The 23,356-nt window shown below is 69.6% G+C and carries 27 protein-coding genes; 16 read left to right on the forward strand and 11 right to left on the reverse strand.

Annotated elements, in window-relative coordinates; all coding sequences use genetic code 11:
- The 6 genes from WBL06_RS14920 to WBL06_RS14945 all read left to right on the forward strand — a co-directional run.
- The coding region (locus WBL06_RS14920) for a hypothetical protein (RefSeq protein ID WP_424457369.1) at positions 1–668 on the forward strand (668 nt) is incomplete at its 5' end.
- 382 nt (positions 669–1,050) lie between these two features.
- Complete coding sequence (locus tag WBL06_RS14925) at positions 1,051–2,373, forward strand: hypothetical protein (protein WP_424457371.1); 1,323 nt, start codon at positions 1,051–1,053, stop codon at positions 2,371–2,373.
- 271 nt (positions 2,374–2,644) lie between these two features.
- Entirely contained in the window at positions 2,645–2,983 is a 339-nt protein-coding gene (locus tag WBL06_RS14930) for a YtxH domain-containing protein (protein WP_424457373.1), read from the forward strand.
- Between the two features lie 48 nt (positions 2,984–3,031).
- Positions 3,032–3,415 (forward strand): phage holin family protein, encoded by a 384-nt coding sequence (locus WBL06_RS14935; protein ID WP_424457375.1) that lies wholly within the window; start codon positions 3,032–3,034, stop codon positions 3,413–3,415.
- Positions 3,412–3,645 carry a DUF3618 domain-containing protein gene (locus tag WBL06_RS14940; protein WP_424457377.1) on the forward strand — a complete coding sequence of 78 codons (234 nt, stop codon included), beginning with the start codon at positions 3,412–3,414 and terminating at the stop codon, positions 3,643–3,645. The genes WBL06_RS14935 and WBL06_RS14940 overlap by 4 nt, the downstream gene beginning before the upstream one ends.
- 44 nt (positions 3,646–3,689) lie before the next feature.
- On the forward strand, positions 3,690–4,445 hold the full coding sequence (locus WBL06_RS14945; protein WP_424457379.1) for a uroporphyrinogen-III synthase: 756 nt from the start codon (positions 3,690–3,692) through the stop codon (positions 4,443–4,445).
- Positions 4,446–4,470: 25 nt separating this feature from the next.
- Here the strand turns inward: WBL06_RS14945 and WBL06_RS14950 are convergent, their stop codons facing one another.
- Both WBL06_RS14950 and WBL06_RS14955 read right to left on the reverse strand, forming a co-directional pair.
- A complete protein-coding gene (locus WBL06_RS14950; protein WP_424457381.1) occupies positions 4,471–4,878 on the reverse strand; it encodes a DUF1304 domain-containing protein in 408 nt (135 codons plus the stop codon).
- A 53-nt stretch (positions 4,879–4,931) separates the two neighbouring features.
- Positions 4,932–5,954 (reverse strand): 6-phosphofructokinase, encoded by a 1,023-nt coding sequence (locus WBL06_RS14955; protein WP_424457383.1) that lies wholly within the window; start codon positions 5,952–5,954, stop codon positions 4,932–4,934.
- A gap of 131 nt (positions 5,955–6,085) precedes the next feature.
- On the opposite strand from WBL06_RS14955, the gene WBL06_RS14960 reads away from it, so the two are divergent.
- Together WBL06_RS14960 and WBL06_RS14965 are read left to right on the forward strand one after the other, a co-directional pair.
- The gene (locus WBL06_RS14960) at positions 6,086–6,370 is read left to right on the forward strand and encodes a hypothetical protein (RefSeq protein ID WP_424457385.1); all 285 of its coding nucleotides are present in this window, start codon (positions 6,086–6,088) and stop codon (positions 6,368–6,370) included.
- Between the two features lie 129 nt (positions 6,371–6,499).
- Positions 6,500–6,823 (forward strand): hypothetical protein, encoded by a 324-nt coding sequence (locus WBL06_RS14965; RefSeq protein ID WP_424457387.1) that lies wholly within the window; start codon positions 6,500–6,502, stop codon positions 6,821–6,823.
- Here the strand turns inward: WBL06_RS14965 and merB are convergent.
- Positions 6,820–7,503, reverse strand: coding sequence for an organomercurial lyase (gene merB, locus WBL06_RS14970; protein WP_424457389.1), 684 nt, complete (start codon positions 7,501–7,503; stop codon positions 6,820–6,822). The genes WBL06_RS14965 and merB overlap by 4 nt on opposite strands.
- Before the next feature lie 19 nt (positions 7,504–7,522).
- On the opposite strand from merB, the gene WBL06_RS14975 reads away from it, so the two are divergent.
- Positions 7,523–8,425, forward strand: a complete 903-nt coding sequence (locus tag WBL06_RS14975; protein ID WP_424457391.1) for a DNA-3-methyladenine glycosylase family protein — start codon at positions 7,523–7,525, stop codon at positions 8,423–8,425.
- Between the two features lie 70 nt (positions 8,426–8,495).
- Positions 8,496–9,050, forward strand: a complete 555-nt coding sequence (locus tag WBL06_RS14980) for an acyl-CoA thioesterase (RefSeq protein WP_424457393.1) — start codon at positions 8,496–8,498, stop codon at positions 9,048–9,050.
- 46 nt (positions 9,051–9,096) lie between these two features.
- Here the strand turns inward: WBL06_RS14980 and WBL06_RS14985 are convergent, their stop codons facing one another.
- Both WBL06_RS14985 and WBL06_RS14990 read right to left on the reverse strand, forming a co-directional pair.
- Entirely contained in the window at positions 9,097–10,662 is a 1,566-nt protein-coding gene (locus WBL06_RS14985; protein WP_424457394.1) for a phytoene desaturase family protein, read from the reverse strand.
- Positions 10,659–11,156, reverse strand: coding sequence for a MarR family winged helix-turn-helix transcriptional regulator (locus WBL06_RS14990; RefSeq protein WP_424457396.1), 498 nt, complete (start codon positions 11,154–11,156; stop codon positions 10,659–10,661). The genes WBL06_RS14985 and WBL06_RS14990 overlap by 4 nt, the downstream gene beginning before the upstream one ends.
- A gap of 116 nt (positions 11,157–11,272) precedes the next feature.
- Here WBL06_RS14990 and WBL06_RS14995 point away from each other — a divergent pair, with 116 nt between their 5' ends.
- Positions 11,273–11,863, forward strand: a complete 591-nt coding sequence (locus tag WBL06_RS14995) for an NADPH-dependent FMN reductase (RefSeq protein ID WP_424457398.1) — start codon at positions 11,273–11,275, stop codon at positions 11,861–11,863.
- 63 nt (positions 11,864–11,926) lie between these two features.
- On the forward strand, positions 11,927–15,388 hold the full coding sequence (locus WBL06_RS15000; protein WP_424457400.1) for a proline dehydrogenase family protein: 3,462 nt from the start codon (positions 11,927–11,929) through the stop codon (positions 15,386–15,388).
- Positions 15,389–15,441: 53 nt separating this feature from the next.
- Here WBL06_RS15000 and WBL06_RS15005 read toward each other — a convergent pair whose 3' ends face one another.
- Positions 15,442–15,879, reverse strand: a complete 438-nt coding sequence (locus tag WBL06_RS15005; protein WP_424457402.1) for an Lrp/AsnC family transcriptional regulator — start codon at positions 15,877–15,879, stop codon at positions 15,442–15,444.
- Between the two features lie 103 nt (positions 15,880–15,982).
- Here WBL06_RS15005 and ddaH point away from each other — a divergent pair, with 103 nt between their 5' ends.
- The 4 genes from ddaH (at position 15,983) to WBL06_RS15025 (ending at position 20,081) form a co-directional block, all read left to right on the forward strand.
- The gene (gene ddaH / locus WBL06_RS15010; protein WP_424457404.1) at positions 15,983–16,831 is read left to right on the forward strand and encodes a dimethylargininase; all 849 of its coding nucleotides are present in this window, start codon (positions 15,983–15,985) and stop codon (positions 16,829–16,831) included.
- Positions 16,828–18,054, forward strand: coding sequence for an ornithine--oxo-acid transaminase (rocD, locus tag WBL06_RS15015; RefSeq protein ID WP_424457406.1), 1,227 nt, complete (start codon positions 16,828–16,830; stop codon positions 18,052–18,054). Before ddaH ends, rocD begins: the two co-directional genes overlap by 4 nt.
- A 67-nt stretch (positions 18,055–18,121) precedes the next feature.
- A complete protein-coding gene (locus WBL06_RS15020; RefSeq protein ID WP_424457408.1) occupies positions 18,122–19,231 on the forward strand; it encodes an acyl-CoA dehydrogenase family protein in 1,110 nt (369 codons plus the stop codon).
- 13 nt (positions 19,232–19,244) lie between these two features.
- On the forward strand, positions 19,245–20,081 hold the full coding sequence (locus WBL06_RS15025; RefSeq protein WP_424457410.1) for a fumarylacetoacetate hydrolase family protein: 837 nt from the start codon (positions 19,245–19,247) through the stop codon (positions 20,079–20,081).
- Here WBL06_RS15025 and WBL06_RS15030 read toward each other — a convergent pair.
- The 5 genes from WBL06_RS15030 to WBL06_RS15050 all read right to left on the reverse strand — a co-directional run.
- Entirely contained in the window at positions 20,078–20,803 is a 726-nt protein-coding gene (locus WBL06_RS15030; RefSeq protein ID WP_424457412.1) for a CAP domain-containing protein, read from the reverse strand. The two genes, WBL06_RS15025 and WBL06_RS15030, sit on opposite strands and share 4 nt — an antisense overlap.
- Positions 20,804–20,895: 92 nt before the next feature.
- Positions 20,896–21,177 carry a hypothetical protein gene (locus tag WBL06_RS15035; RefSeq protein ID WP_424457414.1) on the reverse strand — a complete coding sequence of 94 codons (282 nt, stop codon included), beginning with the start codon at positions 21,175–21,177 and terminating at the stop codon, positions 20,896–20,898.
- On the reverse strand, positions 21,147–21,800 hold the full coding sequence (locus WBL06_RS15040) for an alpha/beta hydrolase (RefSeq protein WP_424457416.1): 654 nt from the start codon (positions 21,798–21,800) through the stop codon (positions 21,147–21,149). Before WBL06_RS15040 ends, WBL06_RS15035 begins: the two co-directional genes overlap by 31 nt.
- A 77-nt stretch (positions 21,801–21,877) precedes the next feature.
- Positions 21,878–23,131 (reverse strand): alpha-hydroxy acid oxidase, encoded by a 1,254-nt coding sequence (locus WBL06_RS15045; protein ID WP_424457418.1) that lies wholly within the window; start codon positions 23,129–23,131, stop codon positions 21,878–21,880.
- An 8-nt stretch (positions 23,132–23,139) separates the two neighbouring features.
- A partial coding sequence (locus WBL06_RS15050; RefSeq protein WP_424457420.1) for an FCD domain-containing protein occupies positions 23,140–23,356 on the reverse strand: 217 nt, incomplete at its 5' end.

Below are 23,356 nucleotides of genomic sequence, written 5' to 3' on the forward strand. Positions count from 1 at the left end.
TGACCGGTACCCCGACGGGTGAGGTGTGCGATGGTGAATCTGGAGTTCTGACTCTCGGTTCGATCCTTGTCGCGATCACTCCCAGTGGTGGAGCCACGGTCGAGTACCGCAAGTTGGGCGACACCACATGGATTCCGGTCGGTTCGAACCCGATCACCGGGCTTGCCGGTGGGACGTATGAGTTCAAGGTGGCCACCGACTCCGGGTATACGTTGACGACCCCGAGTGAGTTCACGGTCGTGGTCCCGTCTGACACCTCCATCGGCTGCGACACGCTGCCTCTGGTCGTCCCGCAGGCGTTCCAGGACCCGGGCTGCGAGTTGCCGTCGTTCTTCACGATCAGTAACGACCTGTCCGACCCGGCCGCCCTGAGCTGGACGGCGAACGGCGATCCGATTGCCGAGGGCAAGCACGTGGTGAACGGACCGATTGAGATCAAGCTCGTCGCGACAGCGAACGGCCCGGATTACGGAATCTCGGCCGGCGTGCAGAAGGAGTGGACGTTCACCTTCCCCTCGAACGCCACATGTGGCGACCTGGAAACGCTGGCGCTGACGGGTAGCTCCGACACAACGCCGGCGCTCGCCCTGATGGCCTTCCTCGGCCTGCTGGGTCTGGCGATGGTGCGCTCGGGCATCCGGGCCAACCGCATCCGCCAGGCGCTCTAACGAAACATCGGGCGGACTCGCCCGGCTGTCCCGTCGCAACCTCGGCGGAGCCTCCCCTCACGGGCGGCTCCGCCGAGTCGGTCATGGCACCGTTTCGCCCGCAGATAGCCTGGCCTACGTCGAGCCCGGCCGAGGATCTCGGTCGGAACGAGCAACGGGATCTCGGTCGGAACGAGCAACGCTCACTCCGTGAGAGAAGTCTCACAGTGAGGCCCTTGTCCCCCATTCGGAGGACGGCGATACTGAGCATCTCCCGCTAACCCCCCGCGGGAGCCACCCGACCCCCGAATCGAAGGCCCCCCACCTTCGTGTGCTTCCCGTCTCGCTACCGGCATCGCCGTCCGCAATGGCACGCTCGGGTCCTCACCGAAAGAGTCCCCCGATGAAGAAGATCCTCGCCACGGTTTCCGCCGTGGTGCTATCGCTCGCGATGGTGGCACTGCCCGCCGTCGCCGCTTCGGCCGAAGACACGGAGTCGACCGAAACCGTCTCGACGGAGCCTCAGTCGACCACGACGGCGCCTGAGTCGACGGAGCCTGAGTCGACGGAGCCTGAGTCGACGGAGCCTGAGTCGACGGAGCCTGAGTCGACGGAGCCTGAGTCGACGGAGCCTGAGTCGACGGAGCCTGAGTCGACGGAGACCATGTCTACCCTGCGAGCGGAGTCCAACGTTCTCACCGAATCGCCTGTCGTGAAGGTCGATGTCTGTCACTGGGATCAAAGCGGCAAGTGGACCCCTATTGAGGTGAGCTCGGCCGCCCTCGGCGGCAGCGGGCACATCGATCCGTCCGAGAACGACGATCACGCCTTCGATATCGTCGAGCCCTTCCTCGACAACACCGGGAAGAACTACAGCGACACGAGCTACAACGTTCCGGAGTACAAGGACCAGTACCCGTTCAACGGCCTGTCCGGTGCCGAGATCATGGAGTCAGGCTGCGGCGAGCCCGAGGAGGAGGACATCGTCGTGGCGGTCAGCGGCGACCCGGTCGCCGAGATCTGTTCGGAGCTCGAAGAGGGCGAGGTGCTGCCCGGCTCCATCACGGTCACCGTGACGATCGCCGGACAGAGCGTCACGCTGCCGAGCGGCTACGTGACCGTAGCGGTCAAGGGTCCCGGTGACCCCGGATTCACCGATCTCACGGGCAACTCCCTCACGGGCCTCGGCGACGGCACATATCAGTTCAAGGTGACGGTCGACGAGGGTTATGTGCTGTCGACGCAGAAGAATTTCAGCGAGATCGTCGGCGACCAGGATCCCGAGGGCTGCACGCTCGTTACCAAGGGACCGGTGTTCCCCGAGTTGTCCTTCACCCCGGCCACCTGCAACGGCGACGGCAGCTACACGCTGACATCGCCGGCGGAGACTGAGGATGTTCCTGCGGGAACGGTCACGTGGTTCGTGAACGATGTCGAAACCGCGCCGGGCACCTACCCGGCCGAGGTCGGCGACATCGTCACGGTCAAGGTCGTGGCCAACTTCCCCGCGGACTATCCGGTGGATATTGACGGCAACGTTTTGCCCGAATACACCTACCCGGCGTACGAGTTCACCGCCCCAGTCGGGTGTGACCTGACGACGCTGGCGCTCACCGGTTCCTCGGACACCACTCCGATGCTCGCCCTGACGGCGTTCCTCGGCCTGCTCGGCCTCGCGATGGTGCGCTCGGGCATCCGGGTCAGCCGCATCCGCCAGGAGGCATAAGAACACATAAGAACACCGGGCGGATTCCCCCGACCGTCCCGTTGATCTGGTCGGTGTCGCCTTCGGGGGCGGCACCGACCGCGGGGATCACGGGATGGTTCGCCCGGAAGTGGCGCGGTTCGGCGCGCCACGGCCCCGTCACAGGAATGTGACGGGGCCCCCTCCATACGCCGAACTCAGCTCCATCGCTGCATGCTGTCAACCCCCGGGCCGCTGCTCCGGCGCCTCAGCTAAGGTGAGGTTCTGACCTATCCGAAGAATGGAGCTGCACATGCGAGGCAAGATCCTGTTCGTGGCGGGGCTGGGCCTGGGGTATCTCCTCGGAACCCGCGCCGGGCGCGAGAAGTACGACGAGCTGAAGACCGCCGCACTCAAGGTTTGGAACGACCCGCGCGTGCAGAAGCAGGTCGACGCCGTTGAAGACTTCGTGAAGGACAAGGCCCCGGAAGTCGCGGAGTTCGTCTCCGACGGCGCGAAGAACATCGTCGACAAGGTCTCCGGCAAGGTCGCGCCCGCGAAGAAGCCCCCGGTGCGACGCACCACCGCAACGAAGCCGACGAGCAGTTCATCCGGCTCATCGTCGTCGGGCTCGTCGTCGTCCGGCTCCTGAGTCATGTCGAGCGAAGCCCCGGGCGGCTCCGCGCCGCGTAGAAAGTCAGTGTTCGCGCTGATCGCCGAGATTCCGACTCTCGTCACCGATCTCGTTCAGCGCGAGATCGAGCTGGTCAAGACCGAGGTGATCGCCAAGGTCAAGGCGCTCGGTGTTGGAGCCGGCATGATCGCGGTGGCGCTGCTCGTGCTGCTCGCGATGCTCGGAGTGCTGCTGACCGCGGCGATCCTCGCCCTCACCCTGACCGGACTTCCCGGGTGGGCGGCTGCGCTGATCGTTGCGGGTGTGCTGCTGATCGTCGCCGTGATTCTCGGCCTGATCGGCTACAGCATCCTCAAGCGTGGCGTTCCGCCCATGCCGACGGAATCGATCGACAGCATCAAGCGCGACATCCGCGCGATCAAGGGAATCGGAAAGCGAGGAGAAACATGAGTACCAGCGACGCGAAGAACCAGGCGGCAAAGGCGCGAGCCGATCTGGCCGCGACCCTCGATGCGCTCGAGGATCGCCTGAACGTGCCGAAGCGCGTCGGCGAACTGAAAGACAGCGCGGTCGCCGCCTATGAGAAGAACCCGTTGCCGTGGATCATCGGTGGCGTCGCCGTCGCCGTCGTCGCCGTGGGCCTGGTGGCCTGGGCGATCTTCGGTGACGACGACGACTGACCTCCCCGGCACGCGCGCGCGCCGCAGCGGGTGAGAATGGTGGCATGACCACCGCTCGCCCGCTCGCGTCGTGGCGCGTCCTCGTGCCGCGCGGCGGAAGCTGGGGCGATCGCGTCGCGGCGCGCGTGCGCGACTTCGGTGGCATCCCGGTGATCGCGCCGATGCTCAACTTCGCGAGCGCCGAAGACCCCGCCGCGCTCGCCAACGCCCTGCACGAGCTGCAGGACGGGCAATACGACTGGATCGTGCTGACCAGTGCCACGACCGTGGATGTGCTGGTCAGTCAGGGCACGCGCATCCCCGACGGCACGCGCGTCGCCGCCGTGGGAGAGACCACCGCCGCCGCCCTGACCCTCGCCGGATACCGGGTCGACTTCGTGCCGACCTCCGACAACTCCGCGCGCGGGCTCGTGAAGGAGTGGCCGGTGAGCGACATCCACGGGCGGGTGCTGGTGCCGCAGTCGGACATCGCCGAACCCACGCTGGTGGCGGGGTTGGCGAAGCTCGGGTTCACCGCCGAGTACGTCACCGCGTACCGCACGGTCGGGGTGCCGGTATCGCCCGACGTCGCCGCCGATGTCGCGAGCGGCCGGATCGGCGCGCTGCTGATCACGTCGGGTAGCGTCGCCCGCCAGGTCGCCACCCAGCTGGTACCGCTGCCGGAGGGCACCGTCATCGTCTGCATCGGCCCCCGCACGGCCTTCGACACTCGAGCGGCCGGCCTCCCGGTGCATGCGATCGCCGAGGAGCGCACATCCGATGCGCTCATCGAAGCGCTCGTCGACTACGTCACCGGCTGAGCGCGACGCCCCGGCCTTTGACGCCTCACGGGAGGACGAGCGACAGCGTCAGGAAGACGAGGCCCAGCAGAGGAGCAACACCCTGGATGAGGGCGGCGCGCAACAGTTTCGGGTTCGACGTGATGAGCACTACCGCCGCGAGCACCATGCTGCCGAGGGCGAACATCGCGATCGCGGTTCCGCCCTCCGGAGAGAAGCCGGTGCCGAGCAAAACGAGGCCGAGACCCGCGCCGAGCGCGAGGAACACGTTGTAGAAGCCCTGGTTGTACGCCATCGGGCGCAGCACCTCGGCGTCGCGCTCATCGCGCACGCCGAACAGTTTCCACGTCGACGGTCGGCTCCAGAGCACGCTCTCCAGCGCGAAGATGAACAGATGGATCACGGCGGCGACGAAGACGAAAACCGATCCGACGACCGCGAACGTAGCGCTCATCCTCGGAGTATCCCACCGATCTTCCCGCGGCGGGCTCAGCCGAAAGGGCTGCGTCAGCCGAAAAGTACCCGCGCTTCGTCGTAGCGGTCTTGAGGCACCGTTTTCAGCTGCCCCAGGGCGTCGGCGAACGGCACCTCGATCATGTCGGTGCCGCGCAACGCGACCATCTTGCCCCAGCGCTTGCGCAGGATCATGTCGATCGCCGTCATGCCGAAACGGGTGGCCAGCACGCGGTCGTAGGCGCTCGGCGTACCGCCGCGTTGGATGTGGCCGAGGGTGGTAGCCCGGGTCTCGATGCCGGTGGCGTCTTCGATGAGCGGGGCGAGCATTTCGCCGATGCCACCGAGCCGCGGGCGCCCGAACGCGTCGAGACCGCGCTCAGAGTGTGCGTCGTCCATCGAGTCCAGCTTGAAACCCTCGGCGACCGCGACGAGCGGGGCGCGACCGCGGTCGCGAGCGCCTTCCACCCACTCGATGATCTGCTCGATGCTGGTCTTCTGCTCGGGGATCAGGATGGCGTGGGCGCCCGCCGCCATGCCGGAGTGCAGGGCGATCCAGCCGACGTGCCGCCCCATCACCTCGGCAACCATGCAGCGACCGTGCGAGTCTCCGGTCGTGCGGAGCCGGTCCATCGCATCGGTTGCGATCTGCACGGCCGTGTCGAAGCCGAACGTGTAGTCGGTCGCCGAGAGGTCGTTGTCGATCGTCTTGGGAACGCCCACGATGCGGATGCCGGCATCCGCCAGTCGGTTCGCGGCCGCGAGCGTCCCCTCGCCGCCGATCGCGATGAGCGAGTCGACGCCGCCTTCGGCCATCACCTCGGCGACCCGCTCCGCCCCGCCGAAGTCGAACGGGTTGGTGCGCGACGAGCCGAGGATCGTGCCGCCCTGCTTCGAAATGCCCATCACCTGGGGGCGACCGAGAGGAACGACGTCGTTCTCGACGAGGCCCTTCCAGCCCCAGCGATAGCCGACGAACTCGAGGTCATGCAGTTTGCTGCCGGTGAACACGGCGGCACGGATCACGGCGTTCAGTCCGGGGCAATCGCCGCCGCTGGTCAAGATTCCGACACTCACCCCGCCATTCTGCCGCTATTACGTCGCGCGGCTCGCCGTAGAGAAGTTCTCGCGTACCGCCCCCGGAACTCGCTAGAGTCGGCGGCGGTACGACGCACGTCGTTCCCTATAGATCTCAAGGAGATTCATCCATGACCACCCCTGCTCCCGCTCCGGCCCCCGGTGCCGCGCCCGTTGCCGACGGCAAGACCCTCGGCATCGTCGGACTCATCCTGGCGTTCGTGATCCCGCTCGCCGGGCTCATCGTCAGCATCATCGCCAAGAACCAGTCGAAGGCGGCCGGCGTCGAGAACACGCCCGCCAAGGTGGGCCTGATCCTCAGTATCGTCTTCCTGATCCTGGGCATCATCATCGGCATCATCTACTTCGCGGTCATCGCTGCGGCGATCGGCTCCGGGGTCGTCACCACCTACTGATTCCTTCGGGAGTCGGCGAAGAGCCGGGGTAGCCGTAACGCCGCCCCGGCTCTTCCAGCTCGGTGTCGACGTTCGCTAGAGTCGGCGGCGACCCGGGCTTCCGGACGATTCGATCGAGGAGACACCGCCATGACCACTCCCGCACCGGCCCCCGTTCCCGGCCCGCCCTCTACCTCCGACGGCAAGACCCTCGGCATCGTCGGTCTCATCCTGGCGTTCCTCTTCTCGCTGGCGGGCCTGATCGTCAGCATCATCGCGCGCAACCAGTCGAAGGCGGCCGGCGTTCCTAACGGCCCCGCGACCGCAGGGATCATCATCAGCATCATCGGCATCGTGATCACCCTCATCTGGGTCATCGTCGCGATCGCCGGGTTCTCGGCGCTGATGGGAGCGTGTGCGCAGTACGGTCCGGGCGTTCACGTCGTCGACGGCGTCACCCTGACCTGCGGCTAATCGTTGGTGAGCGACGCATAGAAGCTGCGGGGCAGCCCGACCTCGGCGAAGAACGCCACGGCCGTCGCGGGGTCCCGCCGCTCGTAGGGCGAGTCGAGGCGCCCCTCGTACCAGCGGGCGGCCAGCCGCCAGAGCGTCGCCAGGTCGAACACCGCGCCCACCGGAACGCCGGTCGCGGCGCTCCACCGGTCGACGCAGTCCCGGCTGCAGAAGATGCGCTGCATGCTGCAGGTGCGCACCACGTCGTCCCACACCCGCGCGGCTTCGGTCGGAAAGTGCACCACCTGGTCACCCGCCGGCGGCCCCGAGCGGTCGACGACCCACGCGTGCGGCGTGCCGCAGCCCGGGCACTGCGTCGCGACGAGCGCCGACGGCTCGGCATGCACGAGGTGCGGGATCGCGAAGGCATCCCATGCACAGCCTCCCCAGTACAGCGTGCGCCCGCCCATCACCGAGAAGCCGAAGCTGGTCGACGCGAACGGATGGGCCAGCACGATCTGGCCGTCGCGCAGAACGAGGTGGTGCGCCTCGGCGAGCGCCTCGAGCCCGTGGGCGACCTCGGCGTTCGAGCGCCCGACGGTGGTGGCGAGCGCGTCGACGGACGGGGGCCGGCCGGTCGCGGCGAACTCCCGGTACACCGCGAGCCGCAGCCGCTCCAGGTTCTCATCGAGGTCGGCCATGCGCGCTAGCATTCCCCAAATGCTCAGCGTGCGCTATGCCCCGAGCGAACCGGTGTCGCTCGGTCTCGTGCTGGCGCCCCTGCGGCAGGGCCCCGGTGATCCCACCTGCCGCCACGACGCATCCGGCTGGTGGCTCGCGCTGAGCACTCCCGAGGGAAGCGCCACGCTACGCCTGCGCGAAGTGGCGGGTGGGGTGGAAGCGACCGCGTGGGGTGCGGGCGCCGAGCACGCGATCGCCGGCGTTCCCGATCTGCTCGGGGCGCGTGACGATTCCCAGGGCTTCGACCCGGCTCGGCATCCGCTCGTCGCCGAGCTGCACCGCCGGTTCCCCGGGCTGCGGCTCACCCGTGCCGGTCGGGTGATGCCGTTCCTCGTGCCGACGGTGCTCGGGCAGAAGGTCACCGGGTTCGAGCAGAAGCGGGCCTGGCGGCAGCTCGTGACGCGGCACGGTGAGCCGGCTCCCGGCCCGGCACCCGCGGGAATGCGCGTCGCCCCGTCGTCCGCCGCGTGGAAGCGGGTGCCGTCGTGGCAGTGGCACACCGCGGGGGTCGGCCCGCAGCGCTCCGACACGGTCATGCGCGCGGTGGCGGTGGGCGAGTCGCTGGAACGCACCGCGACGATGGATGCGGCCGAGGCATCCCGACGCCTGCGCACCATCCCGGGGATCGGGGTGTGGACCGCCGCCGAAACCGTGCAGCGCTCACACGGTGACCCCGACGCGGTGAGCGTCGGCGACTTTCACATCAGCAAGGTCGTCGGTTGGGCGCTCACCGGCGCGCGCGTCGATGACGACGGGATGCTCGAACTGCTCGAGCCGTGGCGCGGTCACCGCCAGCGCGTCGTGCGGCTCATCGAAGCGGCGGGTATCGGCTACGAGCGGCACGGGCCGCGCATGACGATCGTCGACAACCGACGCCGCTGAACGCCCCGGGTGGCTGTGCTCGGTCGACATCCGGTTTCACGGTTCCCGCCACACCGGCTTAGCTGCGCGCATGGATCCGATTCGGCGCTTCACCCGCATGTTTCGCATCACGTTCGGCGCCCGCCGCCGCCCGCAGCTCGGCATCCACGACGTTTCAGTCGTGCACGACCGAGTCTGGCTGACCGACCTCGACGAGTTGCGGCACATGAACAACGGCGTCTACCTGGCGCTGCTCGACCACGCGCGGCTCGACCTGATGCTGCGATCCGGCGCCTGGCAGAAGATGCGCGACGCGAAGGTGTATCCGGTGGTGACCGCGCAGTCGATCGCCTACCGCAAGTCGCTGGAGCTCGGGCAGCGGTTCCAGATCGAGTCGCGCATCGTCGGCTACGACGACCGGGCGGTCTACATCGAGCAACGCGTGGTCTCGAAGGGCGAGATGTACGCCCGCGCTTTCGTGCAGGGGCGATTCCTGCGGGATACCGGCGGCGTCGCACCGATCGACGAGGTCGGTGCGACGGTCGGCGTGGTCACCGCCGATCACCCGGCTCCTGAGTGGCTGCGCGAGTGGTCGGGGAACGTGTCACTCCCGTCGACCCGGCAGCCCGCACCCTCCGACTGGTGACCGGCGTGGTCTCGACACGCGCCTTCGGCGCTACTCGACCACCGAGTTAGCTGCTCTCCAGCACGGCCATGGCGGCGTTGTGGCCGCCGATGCCGCTGACCGCACCGCCGCGCTGAGCGCCTGACCCGCACAGCAGGATGCGGTCGTGTTGAGTCGCGACGCCCCAGCGCTCGGCGGGGGTGCTCAGGGGCGCGTCGTCGTCGGCGAAGGGCCAGTCGAGCGGACCGTGGAAGATGTTGCCTCCCGGCATCCGCAGCGCGTTCTCGAGGTCGAGCGTCGTCTTCGTCTCGATGCACGGCCGGCCGTCGCCGTCGGTGAGCACGAGGTCGGCGAGGGGCTCCCCGAGCACGGCGTCGAGCGAACGCAACACCGCCGTCTCGAACTCGGCGCGGCGCTCATCGTTGGTGTTTGCGTCGACCAGACGGTCGGGGGTCTGCAACGCGAACACGGTGAGGGTCTGCGCCCCCGAAGCCCGAAGTTCGGGCGAGAGGATGCTGGGGTCGGTGAGCGAGTGGCAGTAGATCTCGCACGGCATCGGGTCGGGCACGCGGCCGCCGGCTGCTTCGGCGTACGACGCCCCGAGCCGGTCCCAGCCCTCGTTCGCGTGGAAGGTGCCGCCGAACGCGGCCACCGGATCGACGGCGGCGTCACGGAGCCGCGGCAGCCGCTTCAGCAGCAGGTTGACCTTGACCTGCGCCCCCTCGGGGCGGGGTGCGGTCTCGCCGAGCAGTCGCGCGAGCTCGTACGGCGCCACCCCCGACAGCACGGTGCCTGCGGCGATCCGGTGCTCGTCGTCGCCGCGACGGTAGGCGATCTCCCCGTCCGGCGTGATCGACGTGACCTCGGCATCCGAGACCAGCTCGGCACCCGCCTCGACCGCCGCGCGCCAGAGTTCGCCGCTGACCGCCCCCATGCCGCCGACGGGCACGTCCCAGTCACCGGTGCCGCCGCCGATCACGTGGTACAGGAAGCAGCGGTTGCCGTGCAGTTCCGGGTCGACGGGCGGCGCGAATGTGCCGATGAGGGCATCCGTCGCGACCACGCCCCGCACGAGGTCGTGTGCGAATGTCGTCGCGATGGTGTCGCCGACGGGTCGTTCGATGAAGGCGTCCCAGGTGGCGTCGTCGCCGAGCATCCGGCGCGCCTCCGACCGGGTCGGCAGCGGCTCGGTGACCGTCGGGAAGAGGGCTCGCGCGAGCCGGGACGTGGCCCCGTAGAACGACTCCCAGGCGGCGGCATCCGGGTTCGCGCCGATCGCGGCGAACGACGCGGCTGTGCCGGCGGGGTCGCCGGTGTCGACCAGCAGCCCGGTGGCGGTGCCGGGTTGCGGGGTGTACGACGAGTAACGCCGACGGGCGAGCCGGATGTCGAGCCCGAGGTCACGGACGATGCGCGGCGGCAGCAGACTCACCAGATAGGAGTACCGGGAGAGCCGCGCGGAGACGCCGGGGAAGGCCTCCGCCGACACGGCGGCCCCGCCGAACGATCCGAGCCGCTCGAGCAGCACGACGCGCGTGCCGGCCGACGCGAGGTAGGCGGCGGCGGTGAGGGCGTTGTGGCCGCCGCCGACGATGGCGACGTCGACCCTGATCGTGGGGTGGCGCTGCGTCACGCCACGCCGGATGCCTGCGCGGCCGCCTCGGATTCGCAGGCCGCGGTGAGCTTGTCGAGCACCCGCGTCATCGCCCGCAGCATGACCTGCTTCTCGTCGTCGTCGAGTTCGTCGAAGAACAGCTCGCGAATGGCGCCGGCGTGTTCGCGCATGGCGCCGAGCAGGGCGCGCTTGCCGTCGGTCGCGAGCGTCACCCAAGTGCCGCGGCCATCGCTCTCGCAGACGACCCGCTTGACGAGCCCGCGAGCCTCCATGCGGGCGACCTGGTGCGAGACGCGGCTCTTCTCCCAGGCGAGCAATTCGCCGAGTTCGCCGGTGCGCATGCGGCGATCGGGTGCGTCGAAGAGGGTGATGAGGATGCTGTGGTCGGCTTGGGAGATGCCGGCGTCGCGCTGGAGCTGCCGGTCGAGTTCCCGACCGAGGTGCTCGTTCATGCCGCGCATCGTGCGCCAGAGCGCCCAGTCGGCCTGCGGGATCTCGGAGACGGACGACATGGCTCGATGCTACTCGGATCAGATGGTTGACACATCTACTAACCGAGGTATCGTTGATGAGTCAACCAACGGCGGGACGCCCGTTGTGGGTGTCCCCGAAGAAGGGAACCCACTCCGTGTCTCAGGTCCGCATCGCGATCATCCTCGGCAGTACCCGACCCGGCCGACGGGGAGAACCCGTCGCCCGCTGGGTGCTCGACCAGGCGACGGCGAGGGGCGATGCCGCTTACGAGCTGGTCGACCTCGCCGACTTCCCGCTGCCGCACCTCGACGAGCCGATGCCGCCGTCGATGGGCCGTTACGAGTTCGAGCACACCAAGAGGTGGTCGGACGTGATCGACGACTTCGACGGCTACGTCTTCGTGACGCCCGAATACAACCGAGCGCCGTCCGGTGTGCTGAAGAACGCCCTCGACTACCTCTACGCCGAGTGGAACGACAAGGCCGCCGGCATCGTGAGCTACGGCGCCGCCGCCTCCGGGCTGCGGGCAGCCGAGGCACTACGGCTCATCCTCGGGGAGCTGCAGATCGCCGATGTGCGACAGAGCGTCGGCTTCTCGCTCATCCACGATTTCGAGAACTTCACCACCTTCGCGCCCGGCCCGCAGCACGCGCAGCACCTCGGGATTCAGCTCGATCAGGTCGTCGCGTGGGCCGGTGCACTTCGTGACGTCCGGGCGACCAAGGCGGCGCTCGCCGCGGCCTGACCGGCGATCGGATGTCGCCCCTGCGATGCCGGGGGCGGCATCCATCGGCTTATCCTCAGTGTCATGCCGGATCACCGCCCGAGCGATCTCCCGAGCTTCGAAGCAGTCGAGCAGCAGGTGCTGCGCTGGCTGGACGCGACAGTCGGAGCCCCCGTCGACCCCGGCGCCGAGCGGCTCGCCGGGTTGCTGAAAGACCCCCGGGGCCTCGAGTTCACGCTCGGGTTCGTCGACCGCGTGATCCGCCCCGAAGACCCGCGCGTCGCCGCGCGCAACCTCGAGCGCCTCTCGCGGCGGGTCCCGCAGTTCCTTCCCTGGTACCTCCGGGCGGCCGTGGTCGCCGGCGGCGGTTTCGGCATCCTGCTGCCCTGGGTGGTCATCCCGGTGGCCCGATGGGTGTTCCGCCAGCTCGTGCGGCACCTCATCGTCGACGCCACCCCGAAGCGCCTGACCCGCACGCTCGGAAAGCTGCGAAAGCCCGGGGTGCGGCTCAACGTCAACCTGCTCGGCGAAGCGGTGCTCGGAGAGCGTGAGGCGGCACGACGGCTCGCGGGCATCGCCGAGTTGCTCGCCCGGCCCGACGTCGACTACGTGTCGGTCAAGGTCTCGGCGATCGCCAGCCAGCTTCCCCCGTGGGGATTCGACGAGGCCGTCGAGCGGGTCGTCGACAAGCTGATCCCGATCTACGAGCAGGCCGCCCGCGCGCGCGGGCAGAAGTTCATCAACCTCGACATGGAGGAGTACCGCGACCTCGACCTGACGATCGCGGTGTTCACGCGGTTGCTCGCCCGGCCGGCGCTGATCGGACTCGAAGCCGGCATCGTGTTGCAGTCGTACCTGCCCGACGCCCTTCCGGCCCTGGAACGGCTGACCGCCTGGGCGCGCGAACGTGTGGCCGGCGGGGGCGCGGGCATCAAGGTGCGGGTCGTCAAGGGCGCCAACCTCGCGATGGAACGGGTCGACGCCACCGTGCACGGCTGGCCGCTCGCGACGTGGGGCGAGAAGGTGCAGACGGATGCGCACTACAAGCGCATGCTCGACTTCGCCCTGGAACCAGCGAACACCGACGCCGTGCGAATCGGTGTCGCCGGGCACAACCTGTTCGACCTCGCCTTCGCGCACTTGCTCGCGAAGAGCCGCGGGGTGTCGAGTCGCGTCGAGTTCGAGATGCTGCTCGGCATGGCGCCCGCGCTCGCCGATGCGGTGCGGGCAGACGCGGGTGGGGTGCTGCTCTACACGCCGGTCGTCACGCCCGACGAGTTCGACGCCGCGATCAGCTACCTCGTGCGCAGGCTCGAAGAGAACGCGAGCTCCGCGAACTTCCTCCCTGCGCTCGTCGACATCGACGATCCCGAGGTCTTCGCCCGCGAAGCCGGCCGGTTCGCGGCATCCCTCGAACTGCTGGGCGCGCCGGTACCCACGGCACATCGCGTGCAGGACCGTTCGCACCCGGCGGTGCCGAGGGCGCCCGAGTCGTTCGCGAACGAACCCGACAGCGACCCGGCCGCCGCCGGCAACCGCCCGTGGGCGCGCGGCGTGCTCGACCGGGCAGCGACATCCACCCTCGGCCGGGACACCCTCGCCGCCGCCCGGTTGGGCACGGTAGAGGCGGTGCGCGACCGGGTGCGGTCGGCCGCTGCGGCCGGCGTCGACTGGGGCCGAACGCCGGGAAGCACTCGCGCCGAGTACCTCGACCGCGCGGGGGAGGTGCTCGCTGCGTTCCGCAGTCGGTTCATCGAGGTGATGATCTCCGAGACCGGCAAAACCCTCGCCGAAGCGGACGTCGAGGTCAGCGAAGCGGTCGACTTCGCCCACTACTACGCCGAACGGGCGCGTGAGCTGGCCGGCATCCGCGGGGCCGTCTTCCGCCCGGTGCCGCTCACGGTCGTCACCCCGCCCTGGAACTTCCCGGTGTCGATCCCGGCGGGCGGCGTGCTCTCGGCGCTGGCGGCAGGCAGCGCCGTGCTGCTCAAGCCGGCGCCGCCGGCGGGGCGCTGCGGTGCCGTGCTCGCCGAAGCGCTCTGGGAGGCCGGGGTGCCGCGCGAGGTGTTCGGCCTCGTCGACGTCGCCGAAGACGAGACGGGCCGCAGCCTGATCACCGCGCCGGAAGTCGGTCGGGTGCTGCTCACCGGCTCGATCGAGACCGCGGCGCTCTTCTCGTCGTGGCGGCCCGACCTGCCGCTGCTCGCGGAGACCAGTGGCAAGAACGCGATCATCGTCACCCCGAGCGCCGACCTCGACCTGGCCGTCGCCGACATCGTCAAGAGCGCGTTCGGCAACGCCGGGCAGAAGTGCTCGGCCGCGTCGCTCGCCATCCTGGTCGGGTCCGTCGGCACGTCAGAGCGGTTCCGGCGCCAGCTCGCGGATGCCGTCACGAGTCTCGCGGTCGGCCCGCCGAGCGACCCGGCGACCTACGTCGGCCCGCTCGTCGAACCGGCGACCGGAAAACTCGCGCGCGGGCTGACGAAGCTCGGTGAGGGTGAGAGCTGGCTCGTCAAGCCGCGGCAGCTCGACGACACCGACCGGCTGTGGTCGCCCGGTGTGCGCGACGGAGTACAGCCGGGCAGCGACTTCCATCGCACCGAATTCTTCGGCCCCGTGCTCGGCCTCATGACGGCCGCGACCCTCGACGAGGCCCTCGCGCTGCAGAACGCGACCGACTACGGGCTCACCGCCGGCATCCACTCGCTCGACGTGCGCGAGGTCGCGATCTGGCTGGAGGAGGTGCAGGCGGGCAACCTCTACGTCAACCGACCCATCACCGGCGCCATCGTTCGGCGGCAGCCGTTCGGCGGGTGGAAGCGCTCGTCGGTCGGTGCGGGCGCGAAAGCCGGAGGGCCGAACACCCTCTTCGTGCTCGGTGACTGGGTTCCGGAACCGGTCGAGCCGAGCGACGAGCTCACCCTCGACGGGCTCGACGAGCGGGTGCGCACCGTGATCGAGGCCTTCCAGCCGGCGCTCGACTTCGCCGCCTTCGACCGGGTGCGCCGCGCCGCGTTCGACGACCAGGAGTGTTGGACGCGCGAGTTCGGCCGCAGCCACGACCCGTCGGCGCTCGGTGTGGAACGCAACGTTTTCCGCTACCGGCCCGCCGAGGTCGTGCTGCGTCTCTGCGAAGGCGGCGACCCGGCCGATCTGGCACGAGTGCTCTGCGCCGGTGTCCGTGCCCGGGCGAAACTGCTCGTCAGCAGCGCCACCCCGCTTCCGGCGACACTGCTGCCGCTCGTCGACGACGGCACCGCCTTCGGGCGGTCGCCCCTCGGCATCCTCGGCGTGAAGGTCGAGAGCGATGCCGCCTTCCTCGTGCGCAGCGCCGAGGGGCTGCCCGCGCGCATCCGGCTCATCGACGGGGACCGTCTCGCGTTGGCGACGGCGCTCGGCGGTTCACCCGACGTCGCCGTGTGGTCGGGCCCCGTGACCGGCGCCGGGCGCATCGAGATGCTGCCCTTCCTGCGCGAGCAGGCGGTGTCGATCACCGCACACCGATTCGGCACCCCCGACCGCGACTTCGGCGCCCTCGTCGTCTAGACGCCCCTCTCGGTGGTCGAGTAGCGCCGGAGGCGCGTGTCGAGACCCGGCGGTCAGTCGTAGGAGCGATGCACCAGGCGGGAGAGCACGATGGCGCTCCGGGTGTGGTCGACGGTGGGGGCGATCCGGATGCGCTCGAGGGCGTCTTCGAGCCCCGGGATGTCGCGCGAGCGCACGTGCACGATCGCGTCGGCATCCCCGGTGACGGTGGCGGCATCCTGCACCTCGGGAACAGCGGCGAGGATGCGTCGCAACTCTTCCGGCGCGACGGTTCCCCGGCAGAACAGCTCGACATAGGCCTCGGTGTTCAGCCCGTCGACGATCGGATCGACCTGAACCGTGAAAGCCCGGATGACGCGATCGGCGACGAGTCGGTCGACGCGCCGCTTGACGGCGGAGGCCGACAGACCGATCCGCGCGCCGATGTCGCCGTAGCCGGCCCGGGCGTTCTGGCGCAGCAGGTCGATGATCCCGTAGTCCAGGTTGTCCATCAGATGAGCGTACGCTGCATCATTGCGTGACAGGGGGTGGATTCGCGTCAGACGTGCGTGCTGCGCCCAGAACTTCCGGATGTGTGCGTGTCATCCTGAATCTATGCACGCTGCCACTCCTCTGACCCATGGCCGCCCGGGGTCTGTCGAACGGGTCGCCGTGCACAAGACGGTGCTGATGTGCCGTCCCGAGCACTTCACGGTGAGCTACCGCATCAACCCGTGGATGCATCCCGAAGACCCCACCGACACTTCGCTCGCGGTGCGGCAGTGGGAGGAGCTCTACCGGATCTACCTACGTCTCGGTTTCGACGTCGAGCTGATCGACCCCATCCCCGGCCTGCCCGACATGGTCTACGCGGCGAACGGCGGGTTCACCCTCGACGGGATCGCCTACGGCGCGAAGTTCCAGTACGACGAACGCGGCCCCGAAGGCCCCGCGTACATGGACTGGTTCCGGTCGCACGGCTTCGAAGTCGCCGAGCCGGTCTCGGTGAACGAGGGCGAGGGCGACTTCCTGCTGGTCGGCGAGCGCATCCTCGCCGGCACCGGCTTCCGGTCGGATGCCGCATCCCACGACGAACTCCGCCGCATCTATGGCCGCGAGGTCGTCACACTCCAGCTGATCGACCCGTCGTTCTATCACCTGGATACGGCGATCGCGGTGCTCGACGACAGCAACATCGCGTACCTGCCCAAGGCGTTCGACGAAGCCTCGCAACAGATCATCCGTGGCCTCTACCCGGATGCCGTAACGGTGAACGACGCCGACGCGGCGGTGCTCGGGCTCAACAGTTTCAGTGACGGCAAGAACGTCGTCATCGCGTCGCGCGCGGTCGGCTTCGAGGCGTCGCTGCGGGAACGGGGCTACACCCCCATCGGGGTCGACCTCTCCGAGCTGCTGCTCGGCGGCGGTGGCGTCAAGTGCTGCACCCTGGAGTTGCGACGATGACGACCGCGACGGGCGTCTCCTCGGCGGCCGCGATCGAGCTGGTCGAACGCTTCGGAGCGCACAACTACCACCCGTTGCCCGTCGTCGCCGCCTCGGCCGAGGGTGCGTGGATCACCGACCCGGAAGGCAACCGCTACCTCGACTGCCTCGCCGCGTACTCGGCGGTGAACTTCGGCCACGGGCATCCGGTGCTCCTCGCTGCGGCGCGCGACCAGCTCGACCGCGTGACGCTTACCAGTCGTGCGTTCCATAACGACCGGCTCGGCCCGTTCCTCGAGGCGCTCGCGCGCCTGGCCAAGAAGGACATGGTGCTGCCGATGAACACCGGCGCCGAAGCCGTCGAGTCGGCGATCAAGGTGGCACGCGCCTGGGGCTACCGCGTGAAGGGCGTCGCCGACGGCCGCGCCAAGATCATCGTCGCCGACGGGAACTTCCACGGACGCACCACGACGATCGTCGGCTTCTCGTCGGACCCGGATGCCCGCAACGACTTCGGGCCGTTCACGCCGGGGTTCGTCAGCGTGCCGTACGGCGATGCCGCGGCGCTCGAAGCGGCGCTCGACGACGACACCGTCGCCGTGATGCTGGAACCCATCCAAGGTGAGGCGGGCGTCGTCGTGCCGCGCGCCGGCTACCTCGCCGAGGTGCGCCGCATGACGGCTGAGCGCAACGTGCTGTTCATCGCCGACGAGATCCAGTCGGGCCTCGGCCGCACCGGGGCGACCTTCCAGTGTGACAACGAAGGCGTCGTGCCCGACCTGTACCTGCTCGGCAAGGCGCTGGGCGGTGGCATCGTGCCGGTGAGTGCCGTCGTCGGCAACGCCGACATCCTCGGTGTTCTGCGCCCCGGCGAACACGGCTCGACCTTCGGCGGCAACCCGCTCGCCGCCGCGGTCGGCCTCGCGGTCGTCGAGCTGCTCGAGACCGGCGAGTACCAGCAGCGCGCTCGCGAACTCGGCGCGCACCTCCAGTCCCGGCTGCGCGGTCTCATCGGCCAGGGCGTCTCCGCGGTGCGCGGCGTCGGCTTGTGGGCGGGCGTCGACATCGACCCGAAACTCGGCAGCGGCCGTGAGGTGTGCGAGCAGCTGATGGCCCGCGGCATCCTCGCGAAAGACACGCACGGCTCCACCATCCGCTTCGCCCCGCCGATCGTCGTCGAGCGCGCCGACCTCGACCTCGCCGTCGATGCCCTCGCCGCCGTGCTGACCGGCCTCAAGAAGTAGCTATTTGCCCGAGATGGCCCCTTCCGCGCGTGGTGAAGGGGCCAGCTCGGGCAGATAGCCTGAGGCAGTGTCCCCGTTGACGCCCGACCTTCTCGCCAGGATCCGGGAGCGCGCGCCCGGGTACGACCGCGACAACGCGTTCTTCGCCGAGGATCTCGACGAGTTGCGCGCCGCTGGGTACCTCGCGCCGCGCTCGCTGCTCGACACCGCTCGCGACCAACGGCTGCTCGCTGCCCACGCTCCCGCGACGGCGCTCGGCATCAACATGCACCACGTGTGGGCCGGGGTCGCCCGGGTGTTGCACGATCGCGGCGACAGCAGCCTCGACTGGGTGCTACGGGATGCCGAAGCGGGCGAGCTGTTCGCGTTCGGCAACAGCGAGCCGGGCAACGACCTCGTGTTGTGGGATTCGCTGACTCGCGTCGACACCGTCGACGGGGGTTTCGCGTTCACGGGCACGAAGATCTTCACCTCCCTCGCCCCCGCGTGGACCCGGCTCGGCGTCTTCGGTAAGCAACACGACCGCCCCAACGGGCCGCGGCTGGTACACGGCTTCCTCACCCGCGACGACTCCGGCGTCACCACCCTCGACGACTGGGACACCCTCGGGATGCGTGCCACCGCGAGCAACACGACGCGCCTCGACCACGCCGTGATACCCGACGCACGCATCAGCCGCTTCCTCCCGGTCGGGCCGCACACCGACCCGTTCGTGTTCGCGATCTTCGCCAACTTCCTGTTGCTCATCGGGTCGGTGTACGCCGGCATCGCCGACCGCGCGCTCGAGCTCGGCGTGGAGGCGGCACACCGGCGCACCTCCCTCAAGACCGGCCAGACCTACGCGAGCGACCCCGACATCCGCTGGCGTCTCGCGGATGCCGCGCTCGCCCTCGACGCGCTGGGCCCCGATCTCGAGAGGCTCGCGGCGGATGTCGACGGCCTCGTCGATCACGGCGGCGACTGGTTCCGGCTGCTGACCGGCGCGAAGCACCGCGCGACCGAGACCGCGCGTCGCGTCGTCGACCAGGCGATGCGCGTCGCCGGGGGCAGCGGCTACCGGTCGTCGAGCGAACTCGCCCGGCTGCAGCGCGACGTGCTCGCCGGCATCTACCACCCGTCCGACACCGAATCGGTGCACGCCACCGTCGCCACCAATCTGTTGGGACCCCTGCGCTGATGAAAACAGATTCGTGAAACTCGCCACCCTGCGCCGCGACGGCGACACCGTCGCCATCCGACTCGACGACGATGGAGCCGTCGAGATCGCCGGGTTCGCCGACGTCGGCGCGCTGCTCGCCGACCCGGACTGGCGGGCCATCGCGACGGCGGCGGCCGGGCGCTTCCTGCCGATCGGCGACATCCCCGACGACGGTTGGGCGCCCGTCGTGCCCGCGCCGCGCAAGATCGTCTGCGTCGGCGTGAACTACCGCGAACACATCCGCGAGATGGGGCGCGAGGAGCCCGACTTCCCGACGCTCTTCACGAAGTACCCCGAGTCGCTCGTCGGAGCCGGTGACGCGATCGTGCTGCCACCCCACGCCGCCGACGCCGTCGACTGGGAGGCCGAACTCGCGGTCGTCATCGGAACCCGGGTGCGGCGAGCCGATGAGGCGACGGCCGCCGCCGCGATCGCGGGTTACACCGTGCTCAACGACGTGAGCATGCGGGACTGGCAGAACCGCACCCTGCAATGGCTGCAGGGCAAGAGTTTTGAGAACTCCACGCCCGTCGGACCGGTGCTCGCGACGGTCGACGAGGTTCCGGCATCCGCCCGCATCACGACAGAAGTCGAGGGAGAGCTGCTGCAAGACGGCCGCATCGACGATCTCGTGTTCGGGCCGGCGGCGATCGTGGCGTACATCTCGCAGATCTTCCCGCTCGACCCCGGCGACATCGTCGCGACGGGCACCCCAGGCGGCGTCGGGCACGCCCGCACCCCTCCGCGCTACCTGGCGCCCGGTCAGGTTGTGGTGACGACGATCGAAGGCATCGGGTCGCTGCGCAACACGGTGGTCGCCGGCGCCTAGCGCGGGATGGTGGAGCGCTGGGTGGCCGCGCGCGTGGTGACGGTGCGGGCGGCGGCGAGTGTCACGAGCAACAGGCCGGCGGCGAGAACCGCCCACGACCAGTCGGCGGTGGCTACGCGGGCGACTGAGAACGGCGCGGCGCGCACGTCGGTGATCTTCGCGGCCGGGTCGACCCGGGGTTGCTCAGGCTCTGCCGACTCAGGCAACGAGAAGGTCTCGAGCTCGGTCGGGGCGACTGCGGCGGCGACCGGGGCCGGCGCAGCGGGTGCCGCTACCGCGGCGACTGGGTAGTTGGCGAAGACCTGCACGCCCCACGTGGTGCCGCCGGCGACGAGGAATGCGACGCCGACCGCCATGTAGTCGCCGAGGATGTTGGCTCGGTGACCGGGGGATTCCATCCACTCGACGTGCATCTGGTTCGCATCCGCCTGGCCGCGGGCGACGTTCTCACCGGCGCGTGACCACCCCGCTGGGATCTGGGTCGAGTAGCTGGGGTTGTGGGCGAGCACGCCGCTCGCTGCGAGCTGAGCGGCCCAGGCGGTAGCGACTTGGTCGAGGGAGCCGTCGCGGGTGAGGGTGTTCTGTCCGTTGGCGGCGCGGGTCTGGTTCACCAGCGAGTAGATGTCGTCGGCGGGAGCCGCCGCGGCTGAGGTCGCCGGGATGAGCAGGGCGGATGTCGCGAGCAGCAGGGCGGCGAGCCCGCTGGTGAGACGGCGGTTCATCGTCGAACTGACGTGGCGTGCGCCTGGGGGAGGGGGGTCGGGTTGGGCATGCCTGATTGTCTCCCGCTGGGGACGCGCCTGCGGATTCCGGCCTAATTGGGGGTGCGGCGACGGATGATCGTTGAGACAGCGGCTGCGGCGACCGCGACGGCACCCGCGACCAGGGCCCACCACGCCGAGCCGCGCGCCGAGTCACTCACTGGCGTCGCAGTCGGGGTCGTCGTCGGGCGGGGGCTGGGCGCGGACGTGTCGGCCTGCGGCGGCTCGCGCGGGGCGGATGCCGGGGTGCCCGGGGCGATCGCCAGCCCGAGCGCGAGGAGCAGCACCGTCAGCACCCGGCGGATCACGGCAACCAGCCCTCTTCCTTCAGCCACGCCGCACAGAGGTCGGTCCACTGGCGGGCGTCGCCGTCGCCTGCGCCGCCCGCGAGGTTGAGCCCGTGGCGGCCGTTCGGGAACACGTGGAGGGCGTGGCGCACCTCTGCCGCGGCGAGCGCCATCCCGAGCAGGTAGCTGTGCTGCACGGGCACGACGGGGTCTTCGGCGGTGTGCCAGACGAAGAACGGCGGAGCGTCGGGGGTGACGAGCAGGTCGACGCTCGTCGCCACCCGAAGCTCCGGCGACGCGTCCCGCCCGATCAGCGTCTCGCGCGACGGTCGATGCGTGGGCAGCATCATCGACACCACGGGGTAACAGAGGATCGCGAGGTCGACCCGTTCGCGCGTCGAAGCGCCGCGGGCGAGGGCGGCGTGGCCCGCCGCGTGCCCGCCCGCCGAGAAGCCGAGCAGGGCGATGCGCTCCGCCCCGGCATCCCGTCGCGCGCGGATCTCGCCGCGCACGGCATCCAGCACCGCCGGATGCCGGGTGCCCACCGGGTACGCGAAGTAGCTCGCCGACATCCCGAGTTCTTCGAGCCACGCGACGATCGGCGCCGACTCGTTGTCGGAGATGCGGCTGTACCCGCCGCCGGGCAGCACGATCACGTGGTCACGGGTCACCCCTTCATCCTCCCTCAACGCTCGGGAAGGATCCCGCAGCGGCCACCGCCACAGGGCCGCCGCGGGACGCCGGAGGGTCAGCGCGGCCGAGGAGTGAGGCGCTCGAGCTGGGTGACGTGCTTCGGGGTGAGTTCGGAGAGGGAGGCGACGCCGAGCAACTTCATCGTGCGTACCAGCTCGCTGCTGAGGATCTCGATGGTGCGGCCGACGCCGCGGCGGCCGCCCGCCATGAGGCCGTACAGGTAGGCGCGGCCGATCATGGTGAACTTCGCCCCGAGCGCCACCGAGGCGACGATGTCGGCACCCGACATGATGCCGGTGTCGACGCCGATCTCGAGGTCCTTGCCGACTTCGCGAGCGACGGCGGGCAGCAGGTGGAACGGGATCGGCGCGCGATCGAGCTGCCGCCCGCCGTGGTTGGAGAGGATGATGCCGTCCACCCCGAGACCGGCGAGCTTCTGCGCATCCTCGACGTTCTGCACGCCCTTGATGACCAGCTTTCCCGGCCACATGCCACGGATGACCTCGAGGTCGGCGTACGAGATCGTCGGATCCATCGCGGCGTCGAGCAGCTCGCCGACGGTGCCGCCGGTCGACGACAGCGACGCGAACTCGAGCTTCGGGGTGGTCAGGAAGTCCCACCACCACCAGGGCCGCGGGATCGCGTTGAGGATCGTGCCGACGGTGAGCGCCGGCGGGATCGAGAAGCCGTTGCGCTTGTCGCGCAGCCGGGCACCGGCGACCGGGGTGTCGACGGTGAACTGCAGCGTGTCGAAGCCCGCGGCCGCCGCGCGCTCGACGAGCCCGTACGAGATCGAGCGGTCACGCATCACGTAGAGCTGGAACCAGTTGCGCCCGTCGGGGTTGGCCGCCTTCACGTTCTCGATCGAGGTCGTGCCGAGGGTCGACAGGGTGAACGGGATGCCGGCGGCCCCCGCCGCGGACGCCCCGGCGAGTTCGCCCTGCGTGTGCATGAGCCGGGTGAATCCGGTGGGCGCGATCGCGAACGGCAGCGCCGACGGCCCGCCGAGGATCGTCGACGAGGTGTCGACGTCGGCCGCCGGGCGCAGGATCGAGGGGCTGAACTCGACGTCTTCGAACGCTTGGCGGGCGCGGCTCAGCGACAGCTCCTGCTCGGCGGCGCCGTCGGTGTAGTCGAACGCGGCCGTGGGGGTGCGACGCTTCGCGATAAGCCGCAGATCGTGGATCGTCAGGGCCGACTGCAGTCGGCGTTCGGTGGCACTCCAGGTGGGCTTCTTGAACTTGAGCAGTTCGAAGATCTGGCCGGGCCGGGGAACCTGGCGGTGCTGCTTCTGCGGATTGCGAGGCATCGTGATTCCTAGTGGTTCAGGTCGTAGTGGACGAGCAGGGCGGCGCCGGCGGCGTCGATGTGGGCGGCGACGAGTTCGGCAGCAGCCGACGGGTCGCCGGCCAGAACGGCGTCGAGGATGCTTTGGTGTTGGGCGGCGACGTCGGTCACGTCGAGCAGATGGTGAGCCTGCACCTGGCCGATGCACAGCTCGATCTCGCCCATGAGCGCGTCGTGCATGCGGGCG

The sequence above is a fragment of the Pseudolysinimonas sp. genome (assembly GCF_049651805.1).
Classification (GTDB): Bacteria; Actinomycetota; Actinomycetes; order Actinomycetales; family Microbacteriaceae; genus Pseudolysinimonas_A.